Origin of the sequence: Pseudomonas sp. Pseusp16 (assembly GCF_047324915.1) — a bacterium.
In the GTDB taxonomy this organism is placed as follows: domain Bacteria; phylum Pseudomonadota; class Gammaproteobacteria; order Pseudomonadales; family Pseudomonadaceae; genus Aquipseudomonas; species Aquipseudomonas fluorescens_CD.
Map to the genome: position 1 here is coordinate 971,703 of NZ_CP168522.1, position 21,806 is coordinate 993,508.

Below are 21,806 nucleotides of genomic sequence, written 5' to 3' on the forward strand. Positions count from 1 at the left end.
TCAGATCGGGTTAGGGAAAAGGCGTGGGGCTCAAATGCCCCACGCAAAGGGATCCTGTTCGTCGATCAGCAAGGTGCAATCGGCGGTCATGTAGGCGCGGCCAGTGATGAAAGGGATGATGCGTTCGCCTTCCCATTCATAGCTGCCGACAAATTGGCTGGCGGTGATGCTGGCCTGGACCCAGCGCTCACCGGTGGCCAGTTTTCCGTCGGCCGCCAGGCACGCCAGTTTCGCGCTGGTGCCGGTGCCGCAGGGCGAGCGGTCGTAGGCCTTGCCGGGGCACATGACGAAGTTGCGGCTGTCGGCCGATTCGTCGTCGGCAAACAGTTCGATGTGGTCGATCAGCGCGCCGTCTTCACCGTGGATGCCTTGGGCCTCGAGGGCCTTGAGCATTGCCCAGGTGTACTCGGTGAGGAACTCGACGTTGTCCATCTGCAGCGCCTGACCGTGATCGGACACCAGGAAAAACCAGTTGCCACCCCAGGCGATGTCGCCGTACACGCGACCATGTCCCGGTACTTCGACCGGCACTCGTTGGCGGTAGCGGTAGGCAGGCACGTTGCGCAGGGTGACGTTGCCGTCCTCATGCAGCGTGGCGCTGACCGGGCCGACCGGCGTATCGATCTTGTGCTCGCCGGGCTGGATGTGCCCCAGGTGATGCAGCGAGTTGACCAGGCCGATGGTGCCGTGACCGCACATGCCGAGGTAGCCGGCGTTGTTGAAGAAGATCACACCGCAAGTGGCATCCGGCGACACCGGTTCGCAATACAGCGCACCCACCAGCACATCGTTGCCACGGGGTTCCAGCAGGCAGGCGCGACGCCATTGGTCATGCTGCTCGCGCAGGGCATCGCGCTTCTCGGCCATGGTCCGGCCGGACAACTGGGGCAGGCCCGACATCACCAGGCGAGTCGGCTCGCCGCCGGTGTGGGAATCAATGACATGTACTTTTTTCATAAACCTTTCCATTAGAGGAACACGCAGGCTTTGCCGGCCTGAATGTCAGCGAGAGGTCTGGGCGGACACACCGATCGGACGCTGGCCTGTGGTCGTGCCGCTGTAGACGGGGTCGGCTTCTTCTTCACCGTCCTCGGCTTCCAGGCGAACCAGATGCGCCGGTACGCCAGTGGCCGCGCCCCAGTAGTAGATGCCCATGGCGCAGGCCGCCACGACAAGGGTGTCGAACGGATGGGTGAGCACGCCCATGCCGCCGAAGCTGCCGAGCCAGGACAGCACGATGGTCACGGCGTAGAAGCCGATCAGCCACGCCGAAGAACGCACTTGTTGGCCCAGGCTCAGGTGTTGGGTCGGCACAAAGCGACCGCACAGCAGGTACACCACGAACATCAGGATTTGCAGGCCGAGCAGCCAGGACACGGTGCTCCAGCCGGACCAGTAGACGATCAGCGCGGCGATGATGAACGACACCGGGCCGAGGACGCCCATGCGCTTGACCTTGAACGGGCGCGGCATGTCGGGCGCATTACGGCGCAGGGCGGCCACGGACACTGGTGCGACGGCGTAGCTCAACACCAGCGCGGCGGAGACCACGTTGATCAGCGCTTCCCAGGAGGGGAAAGGCAGGGTCCAGAACACCGAAAGGGCAAAGGTCAGCCACAACGCCGGGCGCGGGATGCCGGACTTTTCGTCAATGCGGGTGAAGACCTTGAAGAACGTACCGGTCTGCGCCCAGCCGTAGATCACCCGCGGGGTCGCGTTCATGTAGATGTTGCCGCAGCCGCTGGGGGAAATCACCGCGTCGGCCACCACCAGATAAGCCAACCAGCCCACGCCCAATGCCAGGGCGATGTCGCGGTATGGCAGGGCCAGTTCCTTGGCGACGCCGGCCCAACCGTTGGCGAGCATTTCGGTGGGCACGCCGCCGAGGAACGCCACTTGCAACAATACATAGATGGCGGTGGACAGCAGTACGGAGAGGATCAATGCAATCGGAATGGTGCGTTGCGGATTCTTCACTTCGCTGGCCACCGAGATGATCGGCGTCAACCCCAAGTAGGCGAAGATGATGCCGCCGGCGGACACCGCCATCTCGACACCCGACAGCCCGAACGGCATGAAGCCCTGGGACTGGAAGTTCTCCGGTTTGAAGAAGGTGAACAGCACGCCGATCACCAGCAACGGCACGATGAACTTGAACATGCTGATCAGGTTGTTGGCCTTGGCGAACGTTTTCACACTGTAGTAGTTGAGCATGAAGAACAGGCACAGCAGGCCGAACTGAACCAGCCAGCCAATCGCCGTCGGATTGCTGGAACCGGCCTGGGTCAATGCTGGAAACCACGCCGCGGCATACTGGCGTGCGGCGACCACCTCGATGGCCACCAGGCTGGAAAACGCGATCAGGGTGATGAAACCCATCAGGTAGCCGAGCAGCGGGCCGTGGGAGTACACCGGGTAGCGAATCACACCACCGGCACGGGGCAATGCGGCGCCGAGTTCACAGTAGACGATGCCCAGCAGCAGCACCGCAAAACCGCCCAGCAGCCAGGAAAATATCCCCGCCGGCCCCGCGATGGCAGACACGTGACTGGCTGCGAACAACCAGCCGGAGCCGAAGATGGCCCCCAGTCCGATAAACGTAAGGTCTATCAATGAAAGTTGTTTTTTGAATTTGCCTTGGCCTGACATTGCATTGTCTTCTTGTGAGTTATTGGATAGGCAGGTGTGCACTTCAAGTCGTCCCCGTCGGTTTGCCGAGGAGGGCGGTGGCCATAGAGTGAACTCGACGGCTTGCTCGCGATTGATGTTTTCCTTGGGTGTCGATGACGAAATCAGCACAATGGGCAACGGCCGATCATTGGGAGAGACAGGTAGATGACTCAGGATGCGTTTGCACTGCTGTGCCAGGGCGACGACTCGAACCGCCCCGAATCCATCGAGCAACTGCTGGCAGGCATTGCGCTTTTGTTGCCGATGCTCGATGTCATTCCGAACGCCGCGATCTTCATCAAGGACGTGCAGGCGCGCTATGTCATGGCCAACCGCACGCTGGTTCAACGCTGTGGCTTGAAGCAGCTCAAGCCGCTGCTGGGGAAAACCAGTGCCGAGGTATTTCCCGAGCAGTTCGGGCCCGGCTATACCGAACAGGACCGGCGTGTGCTGGAGCAAGGTCTGGTGCTGTCAGACCAGCTGGAATTGCATCTGTATGGCAGCCGGGAGCCAGGCTGGTGCCTGACTCATAAACGACCGCTGTATAACCGCCATAATCAGATCATCGGCTTGGCGGGCATCTCGGTCGACCTGCAATCGGCCACTGACACGCACCCGGCGTACCAGCGCCTGGCGGCGGTGGACGAACACATTCGTGCGAATTTCAACCGTCGCGTCACCCTCGGCGAGTTGACGCGCATCGCCGGCATTTCCGTGGCGCAGCTCGAGCGCTACTGCAAGCGTGTGTTCCATTTGACGCCACGGCAAATGATCCAGAAGGTTCGCCTGGAGCACGCGCATCGACTGCTCCACACGGACCTGCCAATCACCGAGGTCGCCCTGCAATGCGGCTATACCGACCACAGTGCGTTCACCCGGCAGTTCAAGGCATTGACCGGCTTCACCCCGCGCCAGTACCGCCAGGCCACCGGTCACCCGCAACTGTCCGGTGCGGATTAGCGACGCGCCGCCAACGGCCCTGTAGACTGGCCGCGCAAAAGGCGCCAGCCTCACCACTTCAAGCAAGAGAGATCTCATGGCAAATCACGACCTGACCTTTACGCCCGATCCTGATGCGGATTCGATTTCTTCCGATGTCGTCGGTTTCGGCGGTGTGCTGGTCTCGACCCAGATCCCGACCCGCGCCGACGGCAGCCTGGAACTGGGCGACATCACCCTGCAAAGCGAATGCACCCTGCAAGCGCTGAAGGTTGCGCTGGAACGTGCCGGCAGTTCCATGGACCGCGTGATGCATCTGACCATCTACCTCACCGACATGGCCGACCGCGCCGCGTTCAACGAAGTCTACAAGCGTTACTTCGCCAAACCATGGCCGGTGCGCGCTGCCGTCGGGGTTGCCTCGTTGGCGGTGGAAGGCATGCGCGTGGAAGTGACCGCGATGGCTGCCAAGGCCTGATCGAAGCAACACACAAAACCTTGTGGGAGCGGGCTTGCTCGCGAAGAGGGCGTGTCAGGCAACATTGATTTCGACTGACCCACCGCCTTCGCGAGCAAGCCCGCTCCCACACTGGGCATTTGTCGAATCCAGAATTTGGGTACGCGTCCAGCTCTGCCAAAACACCACCTGGCAGCGCACGGGTGCCGGTCAGGCGTTTCGCCGCTACAATGCACGCCTCGACCGTGACAAGCCTGACTAAAAAAACTATGTCTTTGCCCAAACATCACCTGGAATTGCTCAGCCCTGCCCGCGATGTCGCCATCGCCCGCGAGGCTATCCTGCATGGTGCCGATGCCGTGTACATCGGTGGCCCGAGCTTCGGCGCCCGCCACAACGCCTGCAACGAAGTGAGCGATATCGCCCAATTGGTGGAGTTCGCCCGTCGCTACCATGCGCGCGTGTTCACCACCATCAACACGATCCTGCATGACAACGAACTGGAACCGGCCCGCCAGCTGATCCACCAGTTGTACGACGCCGGCGTCGATGCGCTGATCGTCCAGGACCTGGGTGTGATGGAGCTGGACATTCCGCCGATCGAACTGCACGCCAGTACCCAGACGGACATCCGCACGCTGGAGCGGGCGAAGTTCCTCGACCAGGCCGGTTTCTCGCAACTGGTGCTGGCCCGCGAGCTCAACCTCAAAGAGATCCGTGCCATCGCCGACGAAACCGACGCGGCCATCGAGTTCTTTATCCATGGCGCGTTGTGCGTGGCGTTTTCCGGCCAGTGCAACATTTCCCACGCGCAAACCGGGCGCAGCGCGAACCGTGGCGATTGTTCCCAGGCCTGCCGTCTGCCGTACACCCTCAAGGATGAAAAGGGTGGCGTGATCGCTTACGAAAAGCACCTGCTCTCGATGAAGGACAACAACCAGAGCGCCAACATCCGCGCACTGGTCGAGGCCGGCGTGCGTTCGTTCAAGATCGAGGGCCGCTACAAGGACATGGGCTATGTGAAAAACATCACCGCCTACTACCGCCAGCGCCTCGACGCCGTGCTCGAAGACCGCCCGGACCTGGCCCGTGCCTCCAGTGGGCGCACCGCGCACTTCTTCCTGCCCGACCCGGAAAAAACCTTCCACCGTGGCAGCACCGATTACTTCGTCACTGACCGCAAGATCGATATCGGTGCGTTTGACTCGCCGACCTTCACCGGTTTGCCGGTGGGTGTGGTCGAGAAAGTCGCCAAGCGTGACATGCAGGTCGTGACCCATGAGCCGCTGTCCAATGGCGACGGCCTCAACGTGCTGGTCAAGCGTGAAGTGGTGGGTTTCCGCGCCAACATCGCCGAACCGAAAGGCGAGTTCGAGGAGGACGGCGAGAAGCGTTATCGCTATCGCGTCGAGCCCAATGAGATGCCGGAGGGGATGTACAAGCTGCGCCCCAACCATCCGCTGAATCGCAATCTCGATCACAACTGGCAACAGGCGCTGCAAAAGACCTCCGCCGAGCGTCGCGTGGCCTTGCGCTGGGTTGCGCGCCTGCGTGAAGAGCAGCTGGAACTGACAGCTACCAGCGAAGAAGGCATCAGCGCCAGCGTTACCCTGAATGGCCCGTTCGGCGCCGCCAACAAGCCGGAACAGGCGCTGGAGCAATTGCAGGATCTGCTCGGCCAACTGGGCACCACGCAGTACCACGCCATCGACATCAAGCTGGACGCGCCGCAGGCGTACTTCATCCCGAACTCGCAGCTCAAGGCCTTGCGCCGTGAAGTGATCGATGCCTTGACCGAAGCGCGGATCGCCGCCCATCCCCGTGGCAGCCGCAAGGCCGAAACCACTCCGCCGCCGGTGTACCCGGAATCGCACCTGTCGTTCCTGGCCAACGTCTACAACCAGAAGGCCCGCGACTTCTATCACCGCCATGGCGTCAAGCTGATCGACGCGGCCTACGAGGCCCACGAGGAAGCCGGCGAGGTGCCGGTGATGATCACCAAGCACTGCCTGCGGTTCTCCTTCAACCTGTGCCCGAAACAGGCCAAGGGCGTGACCGGCGTGCGCACCAAGGTTGCGCCAATGCAACTGATCCACGGCGATGAAGTGCTGACGTTGAAGTTCGACTGCAAGCCTTGCGAGATGCACATCATCGGCAAGATGAAGGGCCACATCCTCGATATGCCGCAGCCGGGCAGCGTGGTGGGGCACATCAGCCCCGAAGACTTGCTCAAGACCATCCCGCGCGCGCCGCACTGAGTGACCGGTGAGCGCCCCGCAACGGTGCGCTCACCTGTTGTTCAAAACCCGGCGTAGTTGAAGTAGATGTATGCCACGGCAACTGCCAGACCAAACGCTGCCAGGGCTTTTGTATGTGCAGTGGCCTGCAATTCGTTCGACGCTTGTTCATGGGGTTGCGAGTACGCGGTGGCGTTTTGGCGGCGCTGCAGAATGGCCCGCCAGGTGTAACCCAATCCCGTCAGCAGTGAAATGGCCATCAGGCCGAGGATCAGCCAGCGTATGGTTGCCGGCTTTTTAGCGGCGGCCAGGCTGTTCTCGTGTTCACAGGCCGCGCTCCCGAACTCCAGGACAGAAATGGCTTGGTAGACCGTCGAGGGCTGCTGCGCATCATTGTGCGTCGCGGCCATTTGCTCCAGGTCCAGTGCCTGGTACTTCCAGAGAGTCATCGATCCTTCCCGGCAGTAGGTGAACGCAGCAGGGCTGGAAGCGGCGATGATGCACGCGTCGTCGATACCGATTTTTTTCAGGGCTTCCATCGCAGACCGTGTGAAGTCCATTTCGAGGACCGGAATGACGCAGTTGGCAGACACCGCGGCCGACACCAGCAGGCACGCCATGGCGCAGAGGGTTGATGTTTTCAAGGTCGAGACCCCCTCGTTTTTTGCAGGATTTTTGTTGTTAACGCGGAGTCTGGTTGCAAGCTGCTTTTGCTGAAGTCTAGACGCTGGCGACAAACCCGGAGCTAGCGGTCGACATTATTCACAGGAGTCGGCGACGGCTTTTTCAGCCCGTTTGAATTCCTGTTTGACATCGGTGGGGATGCGTTGCTTCTTGAGTTCCTGACCGAGGAAGGGTTGCTCGCCCCGGGACTGGACCTCGGCGTCCTCGGCGGTTATCTGCGCTTCGATAGTCGCGGAGTGCTTGTCGATGACGGCATCGACCTCGGCTTCATTCCTGGCGGTATCGAGTGCCAGGACCAACTGGCCTGCCTCGGCTTTTTCGGCTTCGGCATAGGCTTCGACCGTCAACCCGGAGGCCAGCGCCCGCGCCTGGATTTGCAGCCTGTCGAGATGCTCCCGGGCGGTCTTGCAGACCGCTTCCTGTCGCTGACTCTGGATGTGATCCCAGGTGTTCAATCCATAAATCGCCGCCCCGACCACCAGGAGGGTTGCAGCGGTACCCATTAATTTGCCTTTCACATTTGGCGCCCTCAGATTGCAAGGGGAAGGGTGTTGCGCTGACGATTCCTGATTCCATTCGAGAAAAGCGTAGCAGACCTGGTCGGGCTGAATGTGTGCCGACCGTTCGCCGCGATTCGGCTCAACACTAAGCATCTGTTTTAAAAAACAAAATATTGTGTTGGGGCTTCCCAGACGAGGCAAAAGTTGGTAAATTTGCGCCCACTCTTGCACAGGCCCTCACGGAGCCTCTCGCGCAAGCAGGCAACAGGTCTTGTTGCCACTCAAGTAAGCGAGTGCCAGGCACTCATCGCAACAGATACAGGGGCGTCGCCAAGCGGTAAGGCAGCAGGTTTTGATCCTGCCATGCGTTGGTTCGAATCCAGCCGCCCCTGCCATTTTCTTCCTGCATAATCAGATAACACTTCGTCGGCGGTTCTGATTCGCTGATTCGCTGGTTTTTTGCGTCCGTTGTCCATTTCCCTGATGTTCCCTTGCCAGTCAGCGTCCAGCCAAGGCTCACGGGTGTCCTTTCGGCGCGTTTCATCAAGACTTTTCAGCTGATCTGGCCATCCGTCACTGAACCAGCGCAGCGCTGTAGTTGTTTCTACATAGCGCTTACACTGATGATCCCCGCCGTTTCCTAACTTCAAAGTCAAGAAAAGGACGCCTCACATGAAAGTCAGTGCACGCAACGTATTCAAAGGCAAAGTCAGTCAGGTCCAGCCAGGCGCGGTCAACGCCGAAGTGGTTCTGACCCTGGCGGGCGGAGAGCAACTGGTTGCCGTCGTCACCATGGAAAGCATCAAGAGCCTCGGCATCGCCGTCGGCAAAGAAGCCGTCGCGCTGATCAAGGCGCCGTGGGTGATGTTGATGACCGAATCGAGCGACATTCGCCTGTCGGCGCGTAACTGCCTGGAAGGCAAGGTACTGAGCGTTACCGATGGTGCGGTCAACGCAGAGGTGGTCATCGAGCTGGCCGGCGGTTCGAAGGTCTATTCGATCGTCACCCGCGATGCTGTGGCAGAGCTGGGTCTGGCAACCGGCGTCAGCGCCACGGCCGTGATCAAGGCTTCCCACATCATCCTGGGCGTTCCGGCCTGATCAGACACAAGCATTGCTTACTGATCCCCGTGATCGATTTCCTGATGGATCACGGGGATTTTTCGTTTTCGGCTCCCAATCATCACTACCGAAACCGTTGTGGAATGGCCTCGGCGAACGGGTACATGGAAAAGTACGGCCTTGCCTCGTCGATCACCCGTTTGACCGAGGGCCACTGGATCAACCTGTCGAAATAAGCACTCAAGCGATGATGATCGTCGGGAAACGGCACGAGGGTGCTGGCATAGAACAGCGCCGGGGCAGCGGCACAGTCGGCCATGCTGAACGCCGGGCTGGCGGCCCAGGCGTTTGCGCTCAACTGATGTTCAAGCATGCCGTACGCCGTTGTCAGCGCGGCGCGTTCGCGGGTCAGGTCGCCGTTGGAGGCGTTCATTCGGTCAGCGACGATCTTCTGCATCGGCACCTGGACGTGCAGGTCGAAAAAACGATCCCACAGGCGTACTTCCAGCGCGGCATCCCAATCTTCAGGAATCAGGCACAGGTGGCCGGCCTGGTGGTGGTCCAGGTACTCGATGATCACGCTCGACTCGGCTACGTTCCGTTGGCGGTCGTGATCGCGGATCACCGGAAATTTGCAGAGTGGCCAAAGTGCTTGCAGCTCAGCCCGGTCAGCCTCGTTGCCCAGGTCGATGATCCTTTTTTCAAACTCGATATCCAGTTCATAGAGAGCGATCAGCGCTTTGTGGCAGAACGACGAGAGCGGATGGAAATAAAGAGTCAGCGGCATGTTCCTTTCCTTGGCGAAGGGGGAGGCCCGTGCAGTATCGACCCAGGTTCGCTTCGGTGCGAGGCGGTTCGTCAGGTGGCTGTGATCTCGGTGGCGATTGCCATTCCCCGCGCAAACTGGTTTAAGGGCAAAAGACTGGCTTGCCCAAGGCTTTCAACTTGCGTAAACAGTGCAGGCGCCGAATGATCGGCGCCAGGGGATACAGGTTTCCAGGTCGGGAGTGACAGGTATCAAAGCGTTATTTCACAGGTTCGTCGACAGGACGAAGCGAGGCGAGCGTTGGTAGAGCGACGTCAGTTCAGCGGAGCGATGAAAGGCAAGAACCTTCGCTTCCTCAAGGAGCATGAAGGCCAATCCGTTCTGCAGGCGCGTGCAGGTTTCCTGTTGCTCGAGCATTTCTCGCTGCCGGCGTTTACCCAGGCGCTGGATACGGTCGTGACGGCCAACCTGTTGCGGCCGGAGCTGTTTTCAACGAAAACCTTCGGCCTGAAGGACGCAGAGGTGATCAGCGATCTGGGGCTGGTCATCCGTCCCGACGCCTGCCTGAGCCATGCCGAGATACAGAACCTGGACCTGCTGGTGGTCTGTGGCGGATACCGCACCCATCTGCACGCCGACGAGGCATTGATCAACCTGCTGCAAGACGCGGCGCAGCAGGGCGTTACCCTGGCTGGCGTGTGGAACGGCGCGTGGTTTCTCGGACGCGCCGGTTTGCTCGAGGGTTATCGCTGTGCGATTCACCCGGAACACCGCCCGGCACTGGCGGAAATTGCCAAGCTGACCCAGGTGACCAGCGAAGCCTACGTGGTGGATCGTGACCGCCTGACAGCGTCGAGCCCGACGGGTACTTTCTATATGGCCCTGGAGTGGATCAGGGGGCTGTACGACAAGGCGCTGACCGATGGCATCGAAGACATTCTGGCGTTTGAAGCCTCACGCTACCGGCGCATCAAGCCGTCGCTGAATGTCTCGGTCAGTGGTCCGCTCAGAGAGGTGGTCAACCTGATGGACGCCAATCTGGAGGAACCGCTGGAAATGGAAACGCTCTGCCTCTACGCAGGGCGCTCTCGCCGGCAGATCGAGCGTCTGTTCAAGGAGCAGTTGGGCACCACGCCGCAACGCTATTACATGGACCTGCGCATCACCGAAGCGCGGCGCTTGCTGCAGCACACCACGCTGACCATCGTCGAGGTCTCGGTCGCCTGTGGTTTCGTTTCTCCCAGCCATTTCAGCAAGTGCTACAGCTCTTATTTTGGCTATCGGCCGTCCAGGGAAACCAGGCTGGTGAAGTAGGCCGCCGATCAACGCCGGCCTCGCCGTCGACCTGCCGCACGATGTCGGCATGGTAAGAGTCACGCCTGTTCATCCGACAGCGGCCACATGCGCTGTCGGATGTGATGCCGGCCGGCGTCACCCTGATTTCCGCTGCGAGCTGTTCGGGTTAGAGTGCAAATTCTGGCCTGATTGTCAGGCATGCCACGTTTAGGGTCATTGCGCCATGCACCAGATCGGACTGATTGTTTACCCCGGTTTTCAGGTTCTGGGGCTGGCCATGTGTGCCGCCTTCGAGTTGGCCAACAACGCCGCAGATGAGCCGTTGTACAGCATTGCCTTATTGTCCGAGCCGGGTGGCCTGGTGCAGACGTCCGCCGGTTTCGGTGTGCAGACCGAAGCGTTCGACCAGCGTTCGTTCGATACGCTGCTGGTCATGGGCGACAACCTGATCCGCCCGACCACACCGGGCATGTTGGCGTTTTTGCGCCGCGCCAGTCACGGCACCCGGCGTCTGGGCTCGATTTGCACGGGGGCGAATGCATTGGCGGAGGCCGGTTTGCTCGACGGTCGGCGGGCGACGACCCACTGGGCGCATGTACCGGCCTTTCGCAAGGCGTACCCGAACGTGAAGGTCGAGGAAGACCGGATCTTCATCAACGATGGCCACCTGTGGACGGCGGCGGGCATGAGCGCGTGCGTGGACCTGGCGTTGGCGCTGGTGGAGATGGATCTGGGCGCCGAGGTTGCCCGCAAGGTGGCGCGGCAATTGGTGGTGTACCACCGGCGTTCCGGCGGGCAGTCGCAGTTTTCGGTGATGCTGGAACTGGCCCCCAGGACCGACCGGATACAGGCCGCGCTGAACTACGCCAAGCAGAATCTCAAGTCGGCGCTGACGGTCGAGGAACTGGCCAGCGCGGCCAATCTCAGCCCCCGGCAATTCAGCCGGGTGTTTCATGCCGAAACCGGCCAGTCTCCGGCCAAGGCCATCGAAAACCTGCGGGTCGAGTCGGCCCGGTTGATGATGGAAAGCGGGCGGCACTCCATCGATGCAGTGGCGACAGCCACTGGTTTTGGTGATCGGGAACGTATGCGCCGCGCTTTTATACGTGCTTTCGGACAGCCGCCGCAGGTGATTCAGCGTGCCAGTCGGGGGTGATCTTCGTGATGTCCTAAAAGGTGGTGCATACGACATTCATGCCTTTATATTATTGTCGTAATCTTTATCTCGTTGAAACCTTTCCTTCAGTGAGATCACCGCCATGAGCCTCGTCAAAGCCGCCGCCGTACAAATCAGCCCCGTTCTTTACAGCCGAGAAGGCACCGTCGACAAAGTGGTGCAGAAGATTCTCGAACTCGGCGAACAGGGCGTGCAATTCGCTGTGTTTCCGGAAACCGTCGTGCCGTACTACCCGTACTTTTCCTACGTGCAGTCGCCGTTCGAAATGGCCGCCGAGCACCTCAAGCTGCTGGATCAGGCGGTCACCGTGCCCTCAGCTGCCACCGATGCCATCGGCGCTGCGGCCAGGCAAGCCGGCATGGTCGTGTCCATTGGCGTCAACGAGCGCGATGGCGGCACGCTGTACAACACGCAGTTGTTGTTCGATGCCGACGGCTCGCTGATCCAGCGTCGTCGCAAGATTTCCCCGACCTACCACGAACGCATGATCTGGGGCATGGGCGACGGCTCCGGCCTGCGGGCCATCGACAGCGCGGTAGGGCGCATCGGTCAATTGGCCTGCTGGGAGCATTACAACCCGCTGGCCCGTTATGCCTTGATGGCCGATGGCGAGCAGATCCATGCGGCGATGTACCCGGGGTCGTTTGCCGGTCCCCTGTTCGCCGCGCAAATGGAAGTCAGCATTCGCCAGCATGCCCTGGAGGCAGCGTGCTTCGTGGTCAACTCCACGGCATGGTTGTACCCCGAGCAACAGGCGCAGATCATGGCCGATACCGGTTGCGCCATCGGCCCGATCTCCGGCGGTTGCTATACCGCGATCATCAGCCCGGATGGCACGGTGCTGGGCTCGTTGCTGGAAGGTGAGGGCGAGGTGATTGCCGACCTCGACATGAGCCTGATCGACAAGCGCAAACGCGTGATGGATTCGCGCGGCCACTACAGCCGCCCGGAACTGCTGAGCCTGCTGATTGACCGCACACCTCAAGCCCATGTGCATGAACGCAGTGCGCATCCGAAGCTGGCCGAAGAGACCGGGCTGGAGGAACTGATTCGTTAGTTTCAAGGCAAAAAAACAGGGGACTTCATGGAAGTCCCCTTTTGTTTGTCCGCGTTGCAGATTTCGTTTCAGCGACGCCAGAAGAAACGGGTCAGCAGCGCATCGATGCTGAGCTTGCCGGCACCCGACAGCAGCAGCGGCGTGAAGGCCACAAGGTAGATCAATGGCAGTTTGAAGTTGCCGTAACCCTTGTTGCTGATGGCATAGCCTTGGGCAAGTTCACTCAGGGTGTGCCAGTCGGCAGGCCAATGGATGGCGGCGGTTGCGACGATGGTCACGACCATCAGGCTCAACGCCGAAAAACGCGTGCCCAGGCCCAGCAGCAAGGTCATGGAAAAGATCAGTTCGGCCCACATCGACAGTTCCCAGTTCAGGGTCGCTGGAATGTGGTCGAAGGGAAACGGGAAGCGCTCCTGGATATCGGCGAACCAGTTCTGGCCATTGAATTTCTCAAGGCCCGACTCGAAGAATTCCCAGGCGAGGAACACTCGCAACGCCAGGGGGGCAACCCAGTCGCCGGCACGGTCGAGGTTCAGGTGCAGGCCTTTGACGGCCGAAGAAATGGAGGTGCTCATGGACGTTGATCTCTTTCAGGTCAGGGAGGCGGGGCAACGGCATGCCCCGTGAGTTGAGCGCATTGATCGGCGTGGCCGATCGGCAGGCGTATTTCATCAATGGGGTGTATCTGCGGTGTGTCGTTGTGGCGGGGTTTTGAGTGCGGGGTGTGTCGGGGGCGGGGCTGTATACATTGAGATACGTAACCACGGGATTTTTCATCCAGTGCACAACCAGGGTGGGAGCGGGCTTGCTCGCGAATAGCGCCAGGTCAGTCAAATGGATGCTGCCTGACACTCCGCTATCGCGAGCAGGCTCGCTCCTACAGGGAATTTGCTATACATTTTCCGGCCGCCCATTGCATGGTGTAACCGCTTCATGTCTCTTGCGCTCGAACGTCTAGTCGCTGGCACGCCCATCCCTTTCGCCGGTAATCGTGTCACTGTCGTCAGCCCCGAACTGGCGCAGCGCTTCCAGCCCGGTGACCACCTGCTGGTGGAGCAGGTCAGCGGCGAGTTGCTGCTGATCCCGGTGGCGGACCAGCAAGCGGCCAGCGTCGCGATCGAGCGTGCCGAAGCGGCGTTTACCGCGCTGTCGGCCGTGTCTGATCAAGCGATCAGCGCCTTCTTCGACCTGTTTGCCCAGCGCCTGGAAACCCCTGAATGCTGGGCGTTGATCGAAGCCGCCAACCTGGCCGACATCGAACGGGCCAAGGCGCGCGGTCGCTCGACCACCCGGTTGCTCGCCGATGAGCGCATGCGTCGCGACATGATCGCCGGCCTGCGCGCCTGGCGTGATGCAGCGGCCAGCCGTGGCAAGGTGATCAGCTGTGTGGAGCACGATGGCTGGAAAGTCGAGCAAGTGGTCTCGCCGTTGGGCATAGTCGCGTTCGTCTTCGAAGGCCGGCCGAATGTGTTTGCCGATGCCGCCGGTGTGTTGCGCACCGGCAACACCGCTGTGCTGCGCATCGGCAGTGATGCGTTGGGCACGGCCCAGGCGATCGTCACCCATGCGCTGAACCCAGCGCTGAGCGATGCCGGCCTGCCGGCCGGTGCCGTGTCGCTGGTGGAAAGTGTCAACCACGCCGCCGGTTGGGCGATGTTCGCGGACCGGCGCCTGTCATTGGCGGTGGCCCGCGGTTCGGGTCGCGCCGTCAGCCAGTTGGGCAGCATCGCGCAGCAGGCCGGCACGGCGGTCAGCCTGCACGGCACCGGTGGCGCCTGGCTGATCGCCCATGCCGATGCCGACGCCCAGCGCTTTGCCGCGGTGGTGCGCAACTCCCTGGACCGCAAGGTCTGCAACACCCTGAACGTCTGCCTGATTCACCGCGACCGCGCCGCTGAACTGGTGCCGCTGTTCCTCGATGCACTCAAGCAGGCCGGCACCGCACGGGGCCAGGGTTGCAAGCTGCACATCGTTGAAGGCTGCGAGTCGTACCTGCCGCCAGACTGGCTGGCGGCAACGGTCAAGGTGTACCGCGCCGAAGGCTATCAGACCGAGGCGCAGGCCGAACCGTTGCCGGAAGCTCAATTGGGTCGTGAATGGGAGTGGGAGGAAACCCCGGAAGTCAGCCTGAAAATCGTTGATGACCTGGACAGCGCCATTGCCTTGTTCAACCGCTACAGCCCGCAATTCACGGTGTCATTGATCAGTGAAAGTGCAGAGGCGCAGGAACACTTCTACAACGCGGTCAACGCGCCTTTTGTCGGTAATGGCATCACTCGTTGGGTCGACGGCCAGTACGCGTTGAACAAGCCGGAACTGGGTCTTTCGAACTGGGAGAGCGGGCGCCTGTTTGCTCGCAGTGCGATTCTCTCGGGCGATGGTGTGTTCACCATTCGTAGCCGCATGACCCAGATCGACCTGGGCGTCAAACGCTGAGCCGGAACAATCAGTGACCGCTGCAAGGGCGGTCACTTTCTTCAACGATCGGCGGCGCTGATCAAGCGGCCTTGATCACTTTGGCCGATACGGCACAAGTGCCTGGGTATTCGACCAGCGACAGGAAGCTTCGGCTGTCGGCATCCAGCGCGTCGATCGAACCGGTCTCGATGTCGTACACCCAGCCATGCAGGTTCAACAGGCCTTTTTCCTGGGCCAGTCGCACGCTCGGGTGTGTCTGGATGTTGGCCAGTTGGGCGATGACGTTTTCCCGAACCATCGAACTGACCTTGGCCGCTTCACTGGCGTGTGGCCGGGCTTCGTTGATCACTTTCGCCGACTCGGCGTGTTGCAGCCAGCCGCTGACGGCGGGCAGGTGGTCCATGCATTTGCACTTGGCCACCGCCGTCATGGCACCGCAGTCCGAATGGCCGCAAATCACGATATCGGTCACGCCGAGCACAGCGACGGCATATTCGACCGTGGCCGACACACCACCCGGATGCGGGCTGTAGGACGGCACGATGTTGCCGGCGTTACGGATCACGAACAGTTCACCGGGCTCTTGCTGGGTCAGCAGTTCCGGCACGACACGGCTGTCGGAACAGGTGATGAACAGCGTGCCTGGATGTTGGGTGGTGGCCAGGTGTTTGAACAGGTCGGTGCGTTGCGGAAAGGCTTCTTTCTGGAACTTCAAGAAACCGTCGATGAGCGCTTGCATGATCGCTTCCTCATGGCTGGGCAGGGTTCGGCCCGCACGGGGCGTGCGGGCCGCTATCAACTTAGAAAGGACGCAGGGGCAGGAACTTGCCGTCGAGGGTGATGACTGCGCGGGAGCCGCCTTCCGGGTCTTCTACTTTTTTCATGTCGAGCTTGAAGTTGATCGCGCTGATGATGCCGTCGCCGAACTGCTCATGAACCAGGGCTTTGAGGGTGGTGCCGTAGATCTGGATCATTTCGTAGAAGCGGTAGATGGTCGGGTCGGTCGGCACACCCGAGAGGCTGCCGCGCAGCGGGATGATCTGCAGCCGGGCCACGGCGTCGGCGTCCAGTTCAAGTTTGTCGCCGACTACTTTGGCCGCGCTTTCCGGCAGCGGATGTTGACCGAGCAGGGCGGCGGTGACGTAGGCCAGGCTCAATCCGGTGCCGTCGGCCAGGTCCTGCCACGACAGGTTTTTGCGCGCCTTGGCGTCAAGGACAGAAGTGGTCAGGGCCAGGCTTGGGTCGTTGTAGGCATGGGACTGTTGCATGGTGATTCTCCTATCGGAAGGGATGTTGCTTGGGTGTGGGGCCATCTTCTGCCGATCCATCCATAGCGTCCAAGACCGATATACAATGCTAGCCATAAGTACTGCCTATAGATGGAGAATCCCATGTTGCTTCGACATTTGCGTTACCTGCTGGCGGTGGCCGACCACGGTGGTTTCACGCGCGCTGCCGAAGTGCTGCATGTGTCCCAGCCGACCTTGTCGCAGCAGATCCGCCAACTGGAAGACTCCCTGGGCGTGAGCCTGTTCGACCGCACCTCGCGCACGGTCAAGCCGACCGATGCCGGCCAGGCTTACATTGAATGCGCGCGGCGGGTATTGGTGGAGCTGGAAGCGGGCAAGCGTGCGTTGCACGACGTGAAGGATTTGTCCCGCGGGACCTTGCGCCTGGCCATGACGCCGACCTTCATGGCCTATCTGGTAGGGCCGCTGGTGCGCGACTACGTGGCGCGTTACCCGAACATCCACCTGGAGATTTTCGAGTTGTCGATGGACGGGATCGAGGCCGGGCTGGCGGATGATTCGCTGGATATCGCGATTGCGTTCGATCAGGTGAGAAGCACCGACATCGAATCGATCCCGGCCTTTACCGAAACCCTGGGGTTGATGGTCGGGCGCGATCATCCGCTTTACGAACATCAGGACCCGTTGTCTGCTGCAGAGGTGGCTCAGCTTGAGTTTGCGCTGCTGACCCCGGACTACATCACCCGTACGTGCATCGACGAGTATTTCGCTCAGGTGCAGATCACGCCCAAAGTGGCGATTGAAGTGAACTCGGTCAACACGCTGCTGGAAGTCATCCGGCATTCCTCCATCGCCACCATCCTGCCGGAACCCATCGCCACGCAGGATCGGGCATTGCGCAAACTGTCGATGCTGGGCGCAGCACCTGAGCGCGGGGCCGCGTTGCTTCGGCGCAAGAACAACTACCACAGTGCGGCGTCACTGGCGTTTGTGGATCTGGTGTTGGGGGCTGATTTTTCCTAACGACGACTAAACCCTGTAGGAGCCGGCTTGCCGGCGATGGACTCAAGTGCGCCGCTTTTATCCGGGTTACACGCGTTATCGTTAACGACTATCGCTGGCAAGCCAGCTCCTACAAGAGGGCGTGTCCTGGACGAAAAAAAGGCCTGCTCTTTTTGGGAGCAGGCCTTTTTATTTATAAGTCAGTAATGACTCATTTCAATCAGTAGAACCGGTCAATCACCCGAACTTCGTTCTGATTCTGCATCGAGGCCCAGGCCTGTTTCAGAGTTTGCAGAACACTACCGATGAAGTCCTTGTCGGCTGCGGCTTTCTTGCCGACATAGCCCTGGCCGCGACGGTACATCTTCAGTCGGGCGAGCAGGTTCTGGTTGTTCTGGTCGAACTCTGCTTCATGGGCGTGCGGCGACAGGCAGTCGATATGCACCTGGCCACACTTGCTGATCCAGAGAATATGGCTGTCGTGGCTGTCTTTTTTTGCCGCGAACATACGAGCCAGTTCATCGATAGTTGGTTGATTGTTCAGATTCATCATAAAGCCCCTTGACCAATTGGTGATCTTTCAAAGTTGATTCGCTAATACAGGTAGCCCATCGGTTAGTTGATCCCTGGCACCGAAACCAGGACGTCAGCGTTCGACCGCCTTATCGGGCGGGGTCCTGCGTCTGTTGCATGTAGTCGTGTTGAATAACTGCTACGCAATAGCGTCACAACGAAGAGAAGCGGCGAAAACCTTAAGGCCACTGCCGACGTTTTCAGGGTCGACCACAAGCTTCATGAGGATTGCTCGCCAAGACTTCTCGCCCTTGTACTGGACGTTCAGGCCAGGTCAGCTTCTTCAATCTGCCTTGTGGGCAGCGTGTATCCGGGAAAAACAGCTCGGCGGTCAGACGAGCTTGCTCAAACGTGTTGCCTGTACTCCCGATCGGGGAGACGTCTGCATCATGCAAGGGCAAATCGGAGGCGTCAACGGTTTTGTAGTGATTATTTTTAGTCACTACATATTGTCCTACAAAGCCGTTGGGAATTAGCACGGGGAGTCGAGTGTGTGCCGGTCAGGGCGACTGGGGCGGACACTGAAAGCGGTAAAAAGTGCAGGGATGGCGGTCAACCACCTGCTGATGCAAGGTGAGCCCGCCAATGTCGAGCCCTGGCATGACGGCTGCCCAGAACAGCCGTGCCGGCTGATTGGCCTCGATATGGAAAATCTGCCATTGACCGGGGAATTGACTCAAGAGGGTGGACACGACAAACCGGGCGGCACCCTGGCCACGAAAGCGTCGGCTGACGAACAGATAACCGATGTTGTATTCGGCGCCGGGTAGATGGGTCTGGTTATCCACGGTCACGAAGCCGGCCAGTTCTGCGTCGACCTTGATCAGGAAGGGGCGGGTGGCCGGGTTTCGCCAGTAGTCCGACATCGGCTGGATGTTGAAGAAACCGTAGTCACCCAGTTTCAGCGGTAACCATTCGCTGAAATCGTAGGTATAGAACTGCATCAGGTTTTCGATGGTTTCCAGCTCATCGCGCTGGGCGGCGTGCAGTTCTATCGAAGACATGTGAAGCGGCTCCTGACAGATCACGGGACAGGGTTGATTATGACCGGCGCCACAGGGTTCTGTGTCAGGTTTGAGTTTTGCCGGCCGGTTTTGCCCTGCGTTGGGTGCCGCCCGGCTTGCGCTGGGTGCTCTTGCGTTTCTTTTTCCATGGGGCTGCGGCGCGCCCGGCGGGCGGTGGACCGCTGATGGTCAGGCTCAGCCCGGAGCAGCGACTGACCTGTTTGCTCATCCACGCCGCCTGTTTGGTGACGAACTCTTCCAGGCTCATTTCCCCGCTTTGCACCATGTCCAGGGCCTGTTCCCAGATCGCCGTGGTGCCCGGATCGGCGATGGCCCGGGGCACGGCGTCGATCAGGCTGAACGCGGCCGGTGTAGCGGCCAGGGCCTTGCCGTTCTTGACCAGATAACCACGGTCGAGCAGGCCCTGGATGATCGACGCGCGGGTCGCTTCGGTGCCGATGCCGGTGGTGTCCTTGAGCTTTTGCTTGAGCAGCGGGTCTTCCACCAGTTTGGCGACATTCTTCATGGCCTTGATCAGGTCGCCTTCGGTAAACGGCTTCGGCGGTTGCGTCCAGAGGTCCTTGAGTTGCACGCCGGCCACTGCGCAATCGATGCCTTCGGCCAGGTTGGGCAGTGTCTGCGGCGCAGGAGCTTCGCGGCCCCTGGCCGGCGCCAGCGCTTCGGGCAGGGCGCGTTTCCAACCCGGCTCGATGATCTGCTTGCCCACTGCGCGCAGGGCTTCGCCGGCACAATCGAAGTCGGCCTGGGTGCGGTCGTATTCGTGATTGGGCAGGAACTGCGCCAGATAGCGGGCGCGGATCAGGGTGTAGACCGCACGCTGCTTGCCCGCCAGCTTGTCGAGGTTCTTCGCCGCAGCGGTGGGGATGATGCCGTGGTGAGCGCTGACCTTGGCATCGTTCCAGGCCCGTGAGCGCCGTTGCGGATCGAGGTGATCGTGCAAGGCGTTCAACGCCGGATCGGCCTGGCGCAATGCAGCCAGGATGGCCGGTGCCTCGCTGTGCTGACTGAGGGGCAGGTAGCCGCAATCACTGCGCGGATAGGTGATGACTTTGTAGGTCTCGTACAGCGCCTGGGCGATGTCCAGGGTTTCCTGGGCGCCGAGGCCGAGCTTCTTCGAACAGACCTCCTGCAGGGTGCCCAGATCGAACGGCAGCGGGGCCACTTCGCGCATCCGCTCGGTGCGCAGCTTGATCACCCGCGCACTGGCCGCGCCACTCATGGCGGCCGCCGCTTGTTGTGCCAGCGCCTGATTCAGGCAGCGGTCCTGATCGTCACAAACCGCGGATGCCGCGCGCCATTGCGCCGTGAACGCGGTGCCATTGTGCAGCAGCTGCACATCGATGGCCCAATAGGGGACGGGCACAAAGTCGGCGATGCTGCGATCGCGATCCACCACCAGGCGCAAGGTCGGCGTTTGCACCCGGCCGACCGGCAACACGCCTTGATAGCCGGACTGGCGCCCCAGCAGGGTGAACAGCCGGCTCATGTTCATGCCGATCAGCCAGTCGGCCCGGGAACGCCCCAGGGCCGAGTGATAGAGGCTGAAGGTTTCGTTCCCCGGTTTAAGTGCCGCGAGGGCCTTGCGGATTGACGCATCGTCCAGCGCCGACAACCAGAGGCGGCGGATCGGTCCGCGATAGCGGCAATGCTCCACCAGTTCCCGGGCGATCATCTCGCCCTCGCGGTCGGCGTCCGTGGCAATGATCAGTTCGGAAGCTTCACCGAGCAGGCGCTTGACCGCCTTGTACTGGCTGGCGGTGCGCGGCTTGACGGTCATTTTCCACTTTTCCGGAATGATCGGCAGGTCGGCCAGCACCCAGCGCTTGTAGCGTGCGTCGTAGGCATCCGGCGGTGCGGTTTCCAGCAGGTGGCCGATGCACCAGGTCACCGTGACGTCTGTTCCCAGCCAGCAGCCATCGCCCCGGCGTTTAGCGCCGAGGACCGCCGCAATGTCTTTGGCCTGGGAAGGTTTTTCACAGAGGTACAGCCGCATAACCACCATCGTCGATCTATGTGCCAGAGGTGCACAGAATGGCGGTTGATGGACGATCGGGCAATCTTTATCTGTATGGATGTACAGTTTTGTGTGTCGCGACGACTGCCTTGCTCCCGTTCGGCTGCGAAGCAGTTGCATGGGTGAAACTTGGGTTATACCTGATAAATCGTGGTCTCAGGTTTTGGGGTTGCTGCGCAGCCCATCGCGGGCAAGTCACGCTCCCACATTGATTTGCAGGTCCATCACCGTCATGAGGAACGTATTCCATGAAAAGCTCCGGTCCTAGTCCTGTCATCACCATCGCCGAGCAGCCCGGCTGTCTTTTGGTGAAGTTCCACGGAATCCAGGTGGCCGCATCCTCGCGCGCGCTGGTGTTGCTGGAGGCCAATTACCCGCCGGTGTACTACGTGCCGCGAGAGGACATCGACGAGAAGTATTTCGCCCGCACTGATCACACCAGTTATTGCCCGTACAAGGGTGATGCCAGTTATTTCAATTTGCAGGTCCCGGGTCATGAGGGCGCCAACGCGGTGTGGAGCTACGAGAATCCCAAGGTCTCCGTCAGGCAGATTCAGGAGTACATGGCTTTCTATCCGGATCAAGTGAAATTCGAGGTCATCGAACTCGACGAGTGATTGTCGTTTTCGCTGCGACAAAGAAGCCACGATCTACTGGCCTCCTGTGGGAGCGAGCAAGC

At 60.6% G+C, this 21,806-nt stretch carries 21 protein-coding genes and 1 tRNA gene; 11 read left to right on the forward strand and 11 right to left on the reverse strand.

What is annotated here, in order from left to right; all coding sequences use genetic code 11:
• Positions 1-30 precede the first annotated feature (30 nt).
• Complete coding sequence (locus tag ACEN8Q_RS04275; RefSeq protein WP_413704599.1) at positions 31-957, reverse strand: 4-hydroxyproline epimerase; 927 nt, start codon at positions 955-957, stop codon at positions 31-33.
• A 45-nt stretch (positions 958-1,002) separates the two neighbouring features.
• Positions 1,003-2,649, reverse strand: a complete 1,647-nt coding sequence (locus ACEN8Q_RS04280; RefSeq protein ID WP_413704600.1) for an APC family permease — start codon at positions 2,647-2,649, stop codon at positions 1,003-1,005.
• A 186-nt stretch (positions 2,650-2,835) separates the two neighbouring features.
• Here ACEN8Q_RS04280 and ACEN8Q_RS04285 point away from each other — a divergent pair, with 186 nt between their 5' ends.
• The 3 genes from ACEN8Q_RS04285 (at position 2,836) to ACEN8Q_RS04295 (ending at position 6,324) form a co-directional block, all read left to right on the forward strand.
• Entirely contained in the window at positions 2,836-3,630 is a 795-nt protein-coding gene (locus tag ACEN8Q_RS04285) for a helix-turn-helix domain-containing protein (RefSeq protein ID WP_413704601.1), read from the forward strand.
• Positions 3,631-3,706: 76 nt separating this feature from the next.
• Positions 3,707-4,087, forward strand: coding sequence for a RidA family protein (locus ACEN8Q_RS04290; RefSeq protein WP_008021538.1), 381 nt, complete (start codon positions 3,707-3,709; stop codon positions 4,085-4,087).
• Between the two features lie 248 nt (positions 4,088-4,335).
• Complete coding sequence (locus ACEN8Q_RS04295) at positions 4,336-6,324, forward strand: peptidase U32 family protein (protein WP_413426756.1); 1,989 nt, start codon at positions 4,336-4,338, stop codon at positions 6,322-6,324.
• A 41-nt stretch (positions 6,325-6,365) separates the two neighbouring features.
• Here the strand turns inward: ACEN8Q_RS04295 and ACEN8Q_RS04300 are convergent, their stop codons facing one another.
• Together ACEN8Q_RS04300 and ACEN8Q_RS04305 are read right to left on the reverse strand one after the other, a co-directional pair.
• Positions 6,366-6,947 carry a hypothetical protein gene (locus tag ACEN8Q_RS04300; protein ID WP_413704602.1) on the reverse strand — a complete coding sequence of 194 codons (582 nt, stop codon included), beginning with the start codon at positions 6,945-6,947 and terminating at the stop codon, positions 6,366-6,368.
• Positions 6,948-7,061: 114 nt separating this feature from the next.
• Complete coding sequence (locus tag ACEN8Q_RS04305; RefSeq protein ID WP_413426752.1) at positions 7,062-7,490, reverse strand: hypothetical protein; 429 nt, start codon at positions 7,488-7,490, stop codon at positions 7,062-7,064.
• Between the two features lie 317 nt (positions 7,491-7,807).
• On the opposite strand from ACEN8Q_RS04305, the gene ACEN8Q_RS04310 reads away from it, so the two are divergent.
• Positions 7,808-7,882: transfer RNA gene (locus tag ACEN8Q_RS04310), tRNA-Gln, on the forward strand.
• Positions 7,883-8,159: 277 nt separating this feature from the next.
• Positions 8,160-8,588, forward strand: a complete 429-nt coding sequence (locus tag ACEN8Q_RS04315) for a TOBE domain-containing protein (protein WP_008021531.1) — start codon at positions 8,160-8,162, stop codon at positions 8,586-8,588.
• Between the two features lie 85 nt (positions 8,589-8,673).
• Here the strand turns inward: ACEN8Q_RS04315 and ACEN8Q_RS04320 are convergent, their stop codons facing one another.
• The gene (locus tag ACEN8Q_RS04320) at positions 8,674-9,336 is read right to left on the reverse strand and encodes a glutathione S-transferase family protein (RefSeq protein ID WP_413426750.1); all 663 of its coding nucleotides are present in this window, start codon (positions 9,334-9,336) and stop codon (positions 8,674-8,676) included.
• A gap of 279 nt (positions 9,337-9,615) precedes the next feature.
• Between ACEN8Q_RS04320 and ACEN8Q_RS04325 the strand changes: the two genes are divergently transcribed.
• From ACEN8Q_RS04325 to ACEN8Q_RS04335, 3 genes are all read left to right on the forward strand, one after another.
• The gene (locus tag ACEN8Q_RS04325; RefSeq protein WP_413426748.1) at positions 9,616-10,629 is read left to right on the forward strand and encodes a GlxA family transcriptional regulator; all 1,014 of its coding nucleotides are present in this window, start codon (positions 9,616-9,618) and stop codon (positions 10,627-10,629) included.
• A 205-nt stretch (positions 10,630-10,834) separates the two neighbouring features.
• Positions 10,835-11,767, forward strand: coding sequence for a GlxA family transcriptional regulator (locus ACEN8Q_RS04330; protein ID WP_413426746.1), 933 nt, complete (start codon positions 10,835-10,837; stop codon positions 11,765-11,767).
• Between the two features lie 103 nt (positions 11,768-11,870).
• The gene (locus ACEN8Q_RS04335) at positions 11,871-12,845 is read left to right on the forward strand and encodes a nitrilase-related carbon-nitrogen hydrolase (protein ID WP_413704603.1); all 975 of its coding nucleotides are present in this window, start codon (positions 11,871-11,873) and stop codon (positions 12,843-12,845) included.
• A 68-nt stretch (positions 12,846-12,913) separates the two neighbouring features.
• On the opposite strand, the gene ACEN8Q_RS04340 is transcribed toward ACEN8Q_RS04335, so the two are convergent.
• Entirely contained in the window at positions 12,914-13,420 is a 507-nt protein-coding gene (locus tag ACEN8Q_RS04340) for a DoxX family protein (protein WP_413704604.1), read from the reverse strand.
• A gap of 358 nt (positions 13,421-13,778) precedes the next feature.
• Between ACEN8Q_RS04340 and ACEN8Q_RS04345 the strand changes: the two genes are divergently transcribed.
• Complete coding sequence (locus ACEN8Q_RS04345; RefSeq protein WP_413704605.1) at positions 13,779-15,281, forward strand: aldehyde dehydrogenase family protein; 1,503 nt, start codon at positions 13,779-13,781, stop codon at positions 15,279-15,281.
• Positions 15,282-15,342: 61 nt separating this feature from the next.
• Here ACEN8Q_RS04345 and ACEN8Q_RS04350 read toward each other — a convergent pair whose 3' ends face one another.
• The gene (locus ACEN8Q_RS04350; RefSeq protein ID WP_413428773.1) at positions 15,343-16,002 is read right to left on the reverse strand and encodes a carbonic anhydrase; all 660 of its coding nucleotides are present in this window, start codon (positions 16,000-16,002) and stop codon (positions 15,343-15,345) included.
• A 61-nt stretch (positions 16,003-16,063) separates the two neighbouring features.
• Positions 16,064-16,531 carry a cyanase gene (gene cynS, locus ACEN8Q_RS04355; RefSeq protein ID WP_007971791.1) on the reverse strand — a complete coding sequence of 156 codons (468 nt, stop codon included), beginning with the start codon at positions 16,529-16,531 and terminating at the stop codon, positions 16,064-16,066.
• A gap of 123 nt (positions 16,532-16,654) precedes the next feature.
• Between cynS and cynR the strand changes: the two genes are divergently transcribed.
• A complete protein-coding gene (cynR, locus tag ACEN8Q_RS04360) occupies positions 16,655-17,536 on the forward strand; it encodes a transcriptional regulator CynR (protein WP_413428774.1) in 882 nt (293 codons plus the stop codon).
• A 199-nt stretch (positions 17,537-17,735) separates the two neighbouring features.
• Here cynR and ACEN8Q_RS04365 read toward each other — a convergent pair whose 3' ends face one another.
• From ACEN8Q_RS04365 to ACEN8Q_RS04375, 3 genes are all read right to left on the reverse strand, one after another.
• Positions 17,736-18,065, reverse strand: a complete 330-nt coding sequence (locus ACEN8Q_RS04365; protein ID WP_413428775.1) for a hypothetical protein — start codon at positions 18,063-18,065, stop codon at positions 17,736-17,738.
• A 523-nt stretch (positions 18,066-18,588) separates the two neighbouring features.
• The gene (locus ACEN8Q_RS04370; protein ID WP_413428776.1) at positions 18,589-19,092 is read right to left on the reverse strand and encodes a GNAT family N-acetyltransferase; all 504 of its coding nucleotides are present in this window, start codon (positions 19,090-19,092) and stop codon (positions 18,589-18,591) included.
• A 64-nt stretch (positions 19,093-19,156) separates the two neighbouring features.
• On the reverse strand, positions 19,157-21,106 hold the full coding sequence (locus ACEN8Q_RS04375; protein WP_413428777.1) for a DNA topoisomerase III: 1,950 nt from the start codon (positions 21,104-21,106) through the stop codon (positions 19,157-19,159).
• A gap of 269 nt (positions 21,107-21,375) precedes the next feature.
• Here ACEN8Q_RS04375 and ACEN8Q_RS04380 point away from each other — a divergent pair, with 269 nt between their 5' ends.
• Positions 21,376-21,744, forward strand: coding sequence for a DUF427 domain-containing protein (locus tag ACEN8Q_RS04380; protein WP_413428778.1), 369 nt, complete (start codon positions 21,376-21,378; stop codon positions 21,742-21,744).
• Positions 21,745-21,806 lie beyond the last annotated feature (62 nt).

Coding starts and splice junctions, on each gene's coding strand:
- ACEN8Q_RS04305 (WP_413426752.1), bottom strand. CDS start 7,490: ATGGGTACCGCTGCAACCCTCCTGGTGGTCGGGGCGGCGATTTATGGA.
- ACEN8Q_RS04330 (WP_413426746.1), top strand. CDS start 10,835: ATGCACCAGATCGGACTGATTGTTTACCCCGGTTTTCAGGTTCTGGGG.
- cynR (WP_413428774.1), top strand. CDS start 16,655: ATGTTGCTTCGACATTTGCGTTACCTGCTGGCGGTGGCCGACCACGGT.
- ACEN8Q_RS04350 (WP_413428773.1), bottom strand. CDS start 16,002: ATGCAAGCGCTCATCGACGGTTTCTTGAAGTTCCAGAAAGAAGCCTTT.
- ACEN8Q_RS04335 (WP_413704603.1), top strand. CDS start 11,871: ATGAGCCTCGTCAAAGCCGCCGCCGTACAAATCAGCCCCGTTCTTTAC.
- ACEN8Q_RS04315 (WP_008021531.1), top strand. CDS start 8,160: ATGAAAGTCAGTGCACGCAACGTATTCAAAGGCAAAGTCAGTCAGGTC.
- ACEN8Q_RS04285 (WP_413704601.1), top strand. CDS start 2,836: ATGACTCAGGATGCGTTTGCACTGCTGTGCCAGGGCGACGACTCGAAC.
- ACEN8Q_RS04375 (WP_413428777.1), bottom strand. CDS start 21,106: ATGCGGCTGTACCTCTGTGAAAAACCTTCCCAGGCCAAAGACATTGCG.
- ACEN8Q_RS04290 (WP_008021538.1), top strand. CDS start 3,707: ATGGCAAATCACGACCTGACCTTTACGCCCGATCCTGATGCGGATTCG.
- ACEN8Q_RS04340 (WP_413704604.1), bottom strand. CDS start 13,420: ATGAGCACCTCCATTTCTTCGGCCGTCAAAGGCCTGCACCTGAACCTC.
- ACEN8Q_RS04370 (WP_413428776.1), bottom strand. CDS start 19,092: ATGTCTTCGATAGAACTGCACGCCGCCCAGCGCGATGAGCTGGAAACC.
- ACEN8Q_RS04320 (WP_413426750.1), bottom strand. CDS start 9,336: ATGCCGCTGACTCTTTATTTCCATCCGCTCTCGTCGTTCTGCCACAAA.
- ACEN8Q_RS04345 (WP_413704605.1), top strand. CDS start 13,779: ATGTCTCTTGCGCTCGAACGTCTAGTCGCTGGCACGCCCATCCCTTTC.
- ACEN8Q_RS04295 (WP_413426756.1), top strand. CDS start 4,336: ATGTCTTTGCCCAAACATCACCTGGAATTGCTCAGCCCTGCCCGCGAT.
- ACEN8Q_RS04380 (WP_413428778.1), top strand. CDS start 21,376: ATGAAAAGCTCCGGTCCTAGTCCTGTCATCACCATCGCCGAGCAGCCC.
- ACEN8Q_RS04365 (WP_413428775.1), bottom strand. CDS start 18,065: ATGAATCTGAACAATCAACCAACTATCGATGAACTGGCTCGTATGTTC.
- ACEN8Q_RS04275 (WP_413704599.1), bottom strand. CDS start 957: ATGAAAAAAGTACATGTCATTGATTCCCACACCGGCGGCGAGCCGACT.
- ACEN8Q_RS04280 (WP_413704600.1), bottom strand. CDS start 2,649: ATGTCAGGCCAAGGCAAATTCAAAAAACAACTTTCATTGATAGACCTT.
- cynS (WP_007971791.1), bottom strand. CDS start 16,531: ATGCAACAGTCCCATGCCTACAACGACCCAAGCCTGGCCCTGACCACT.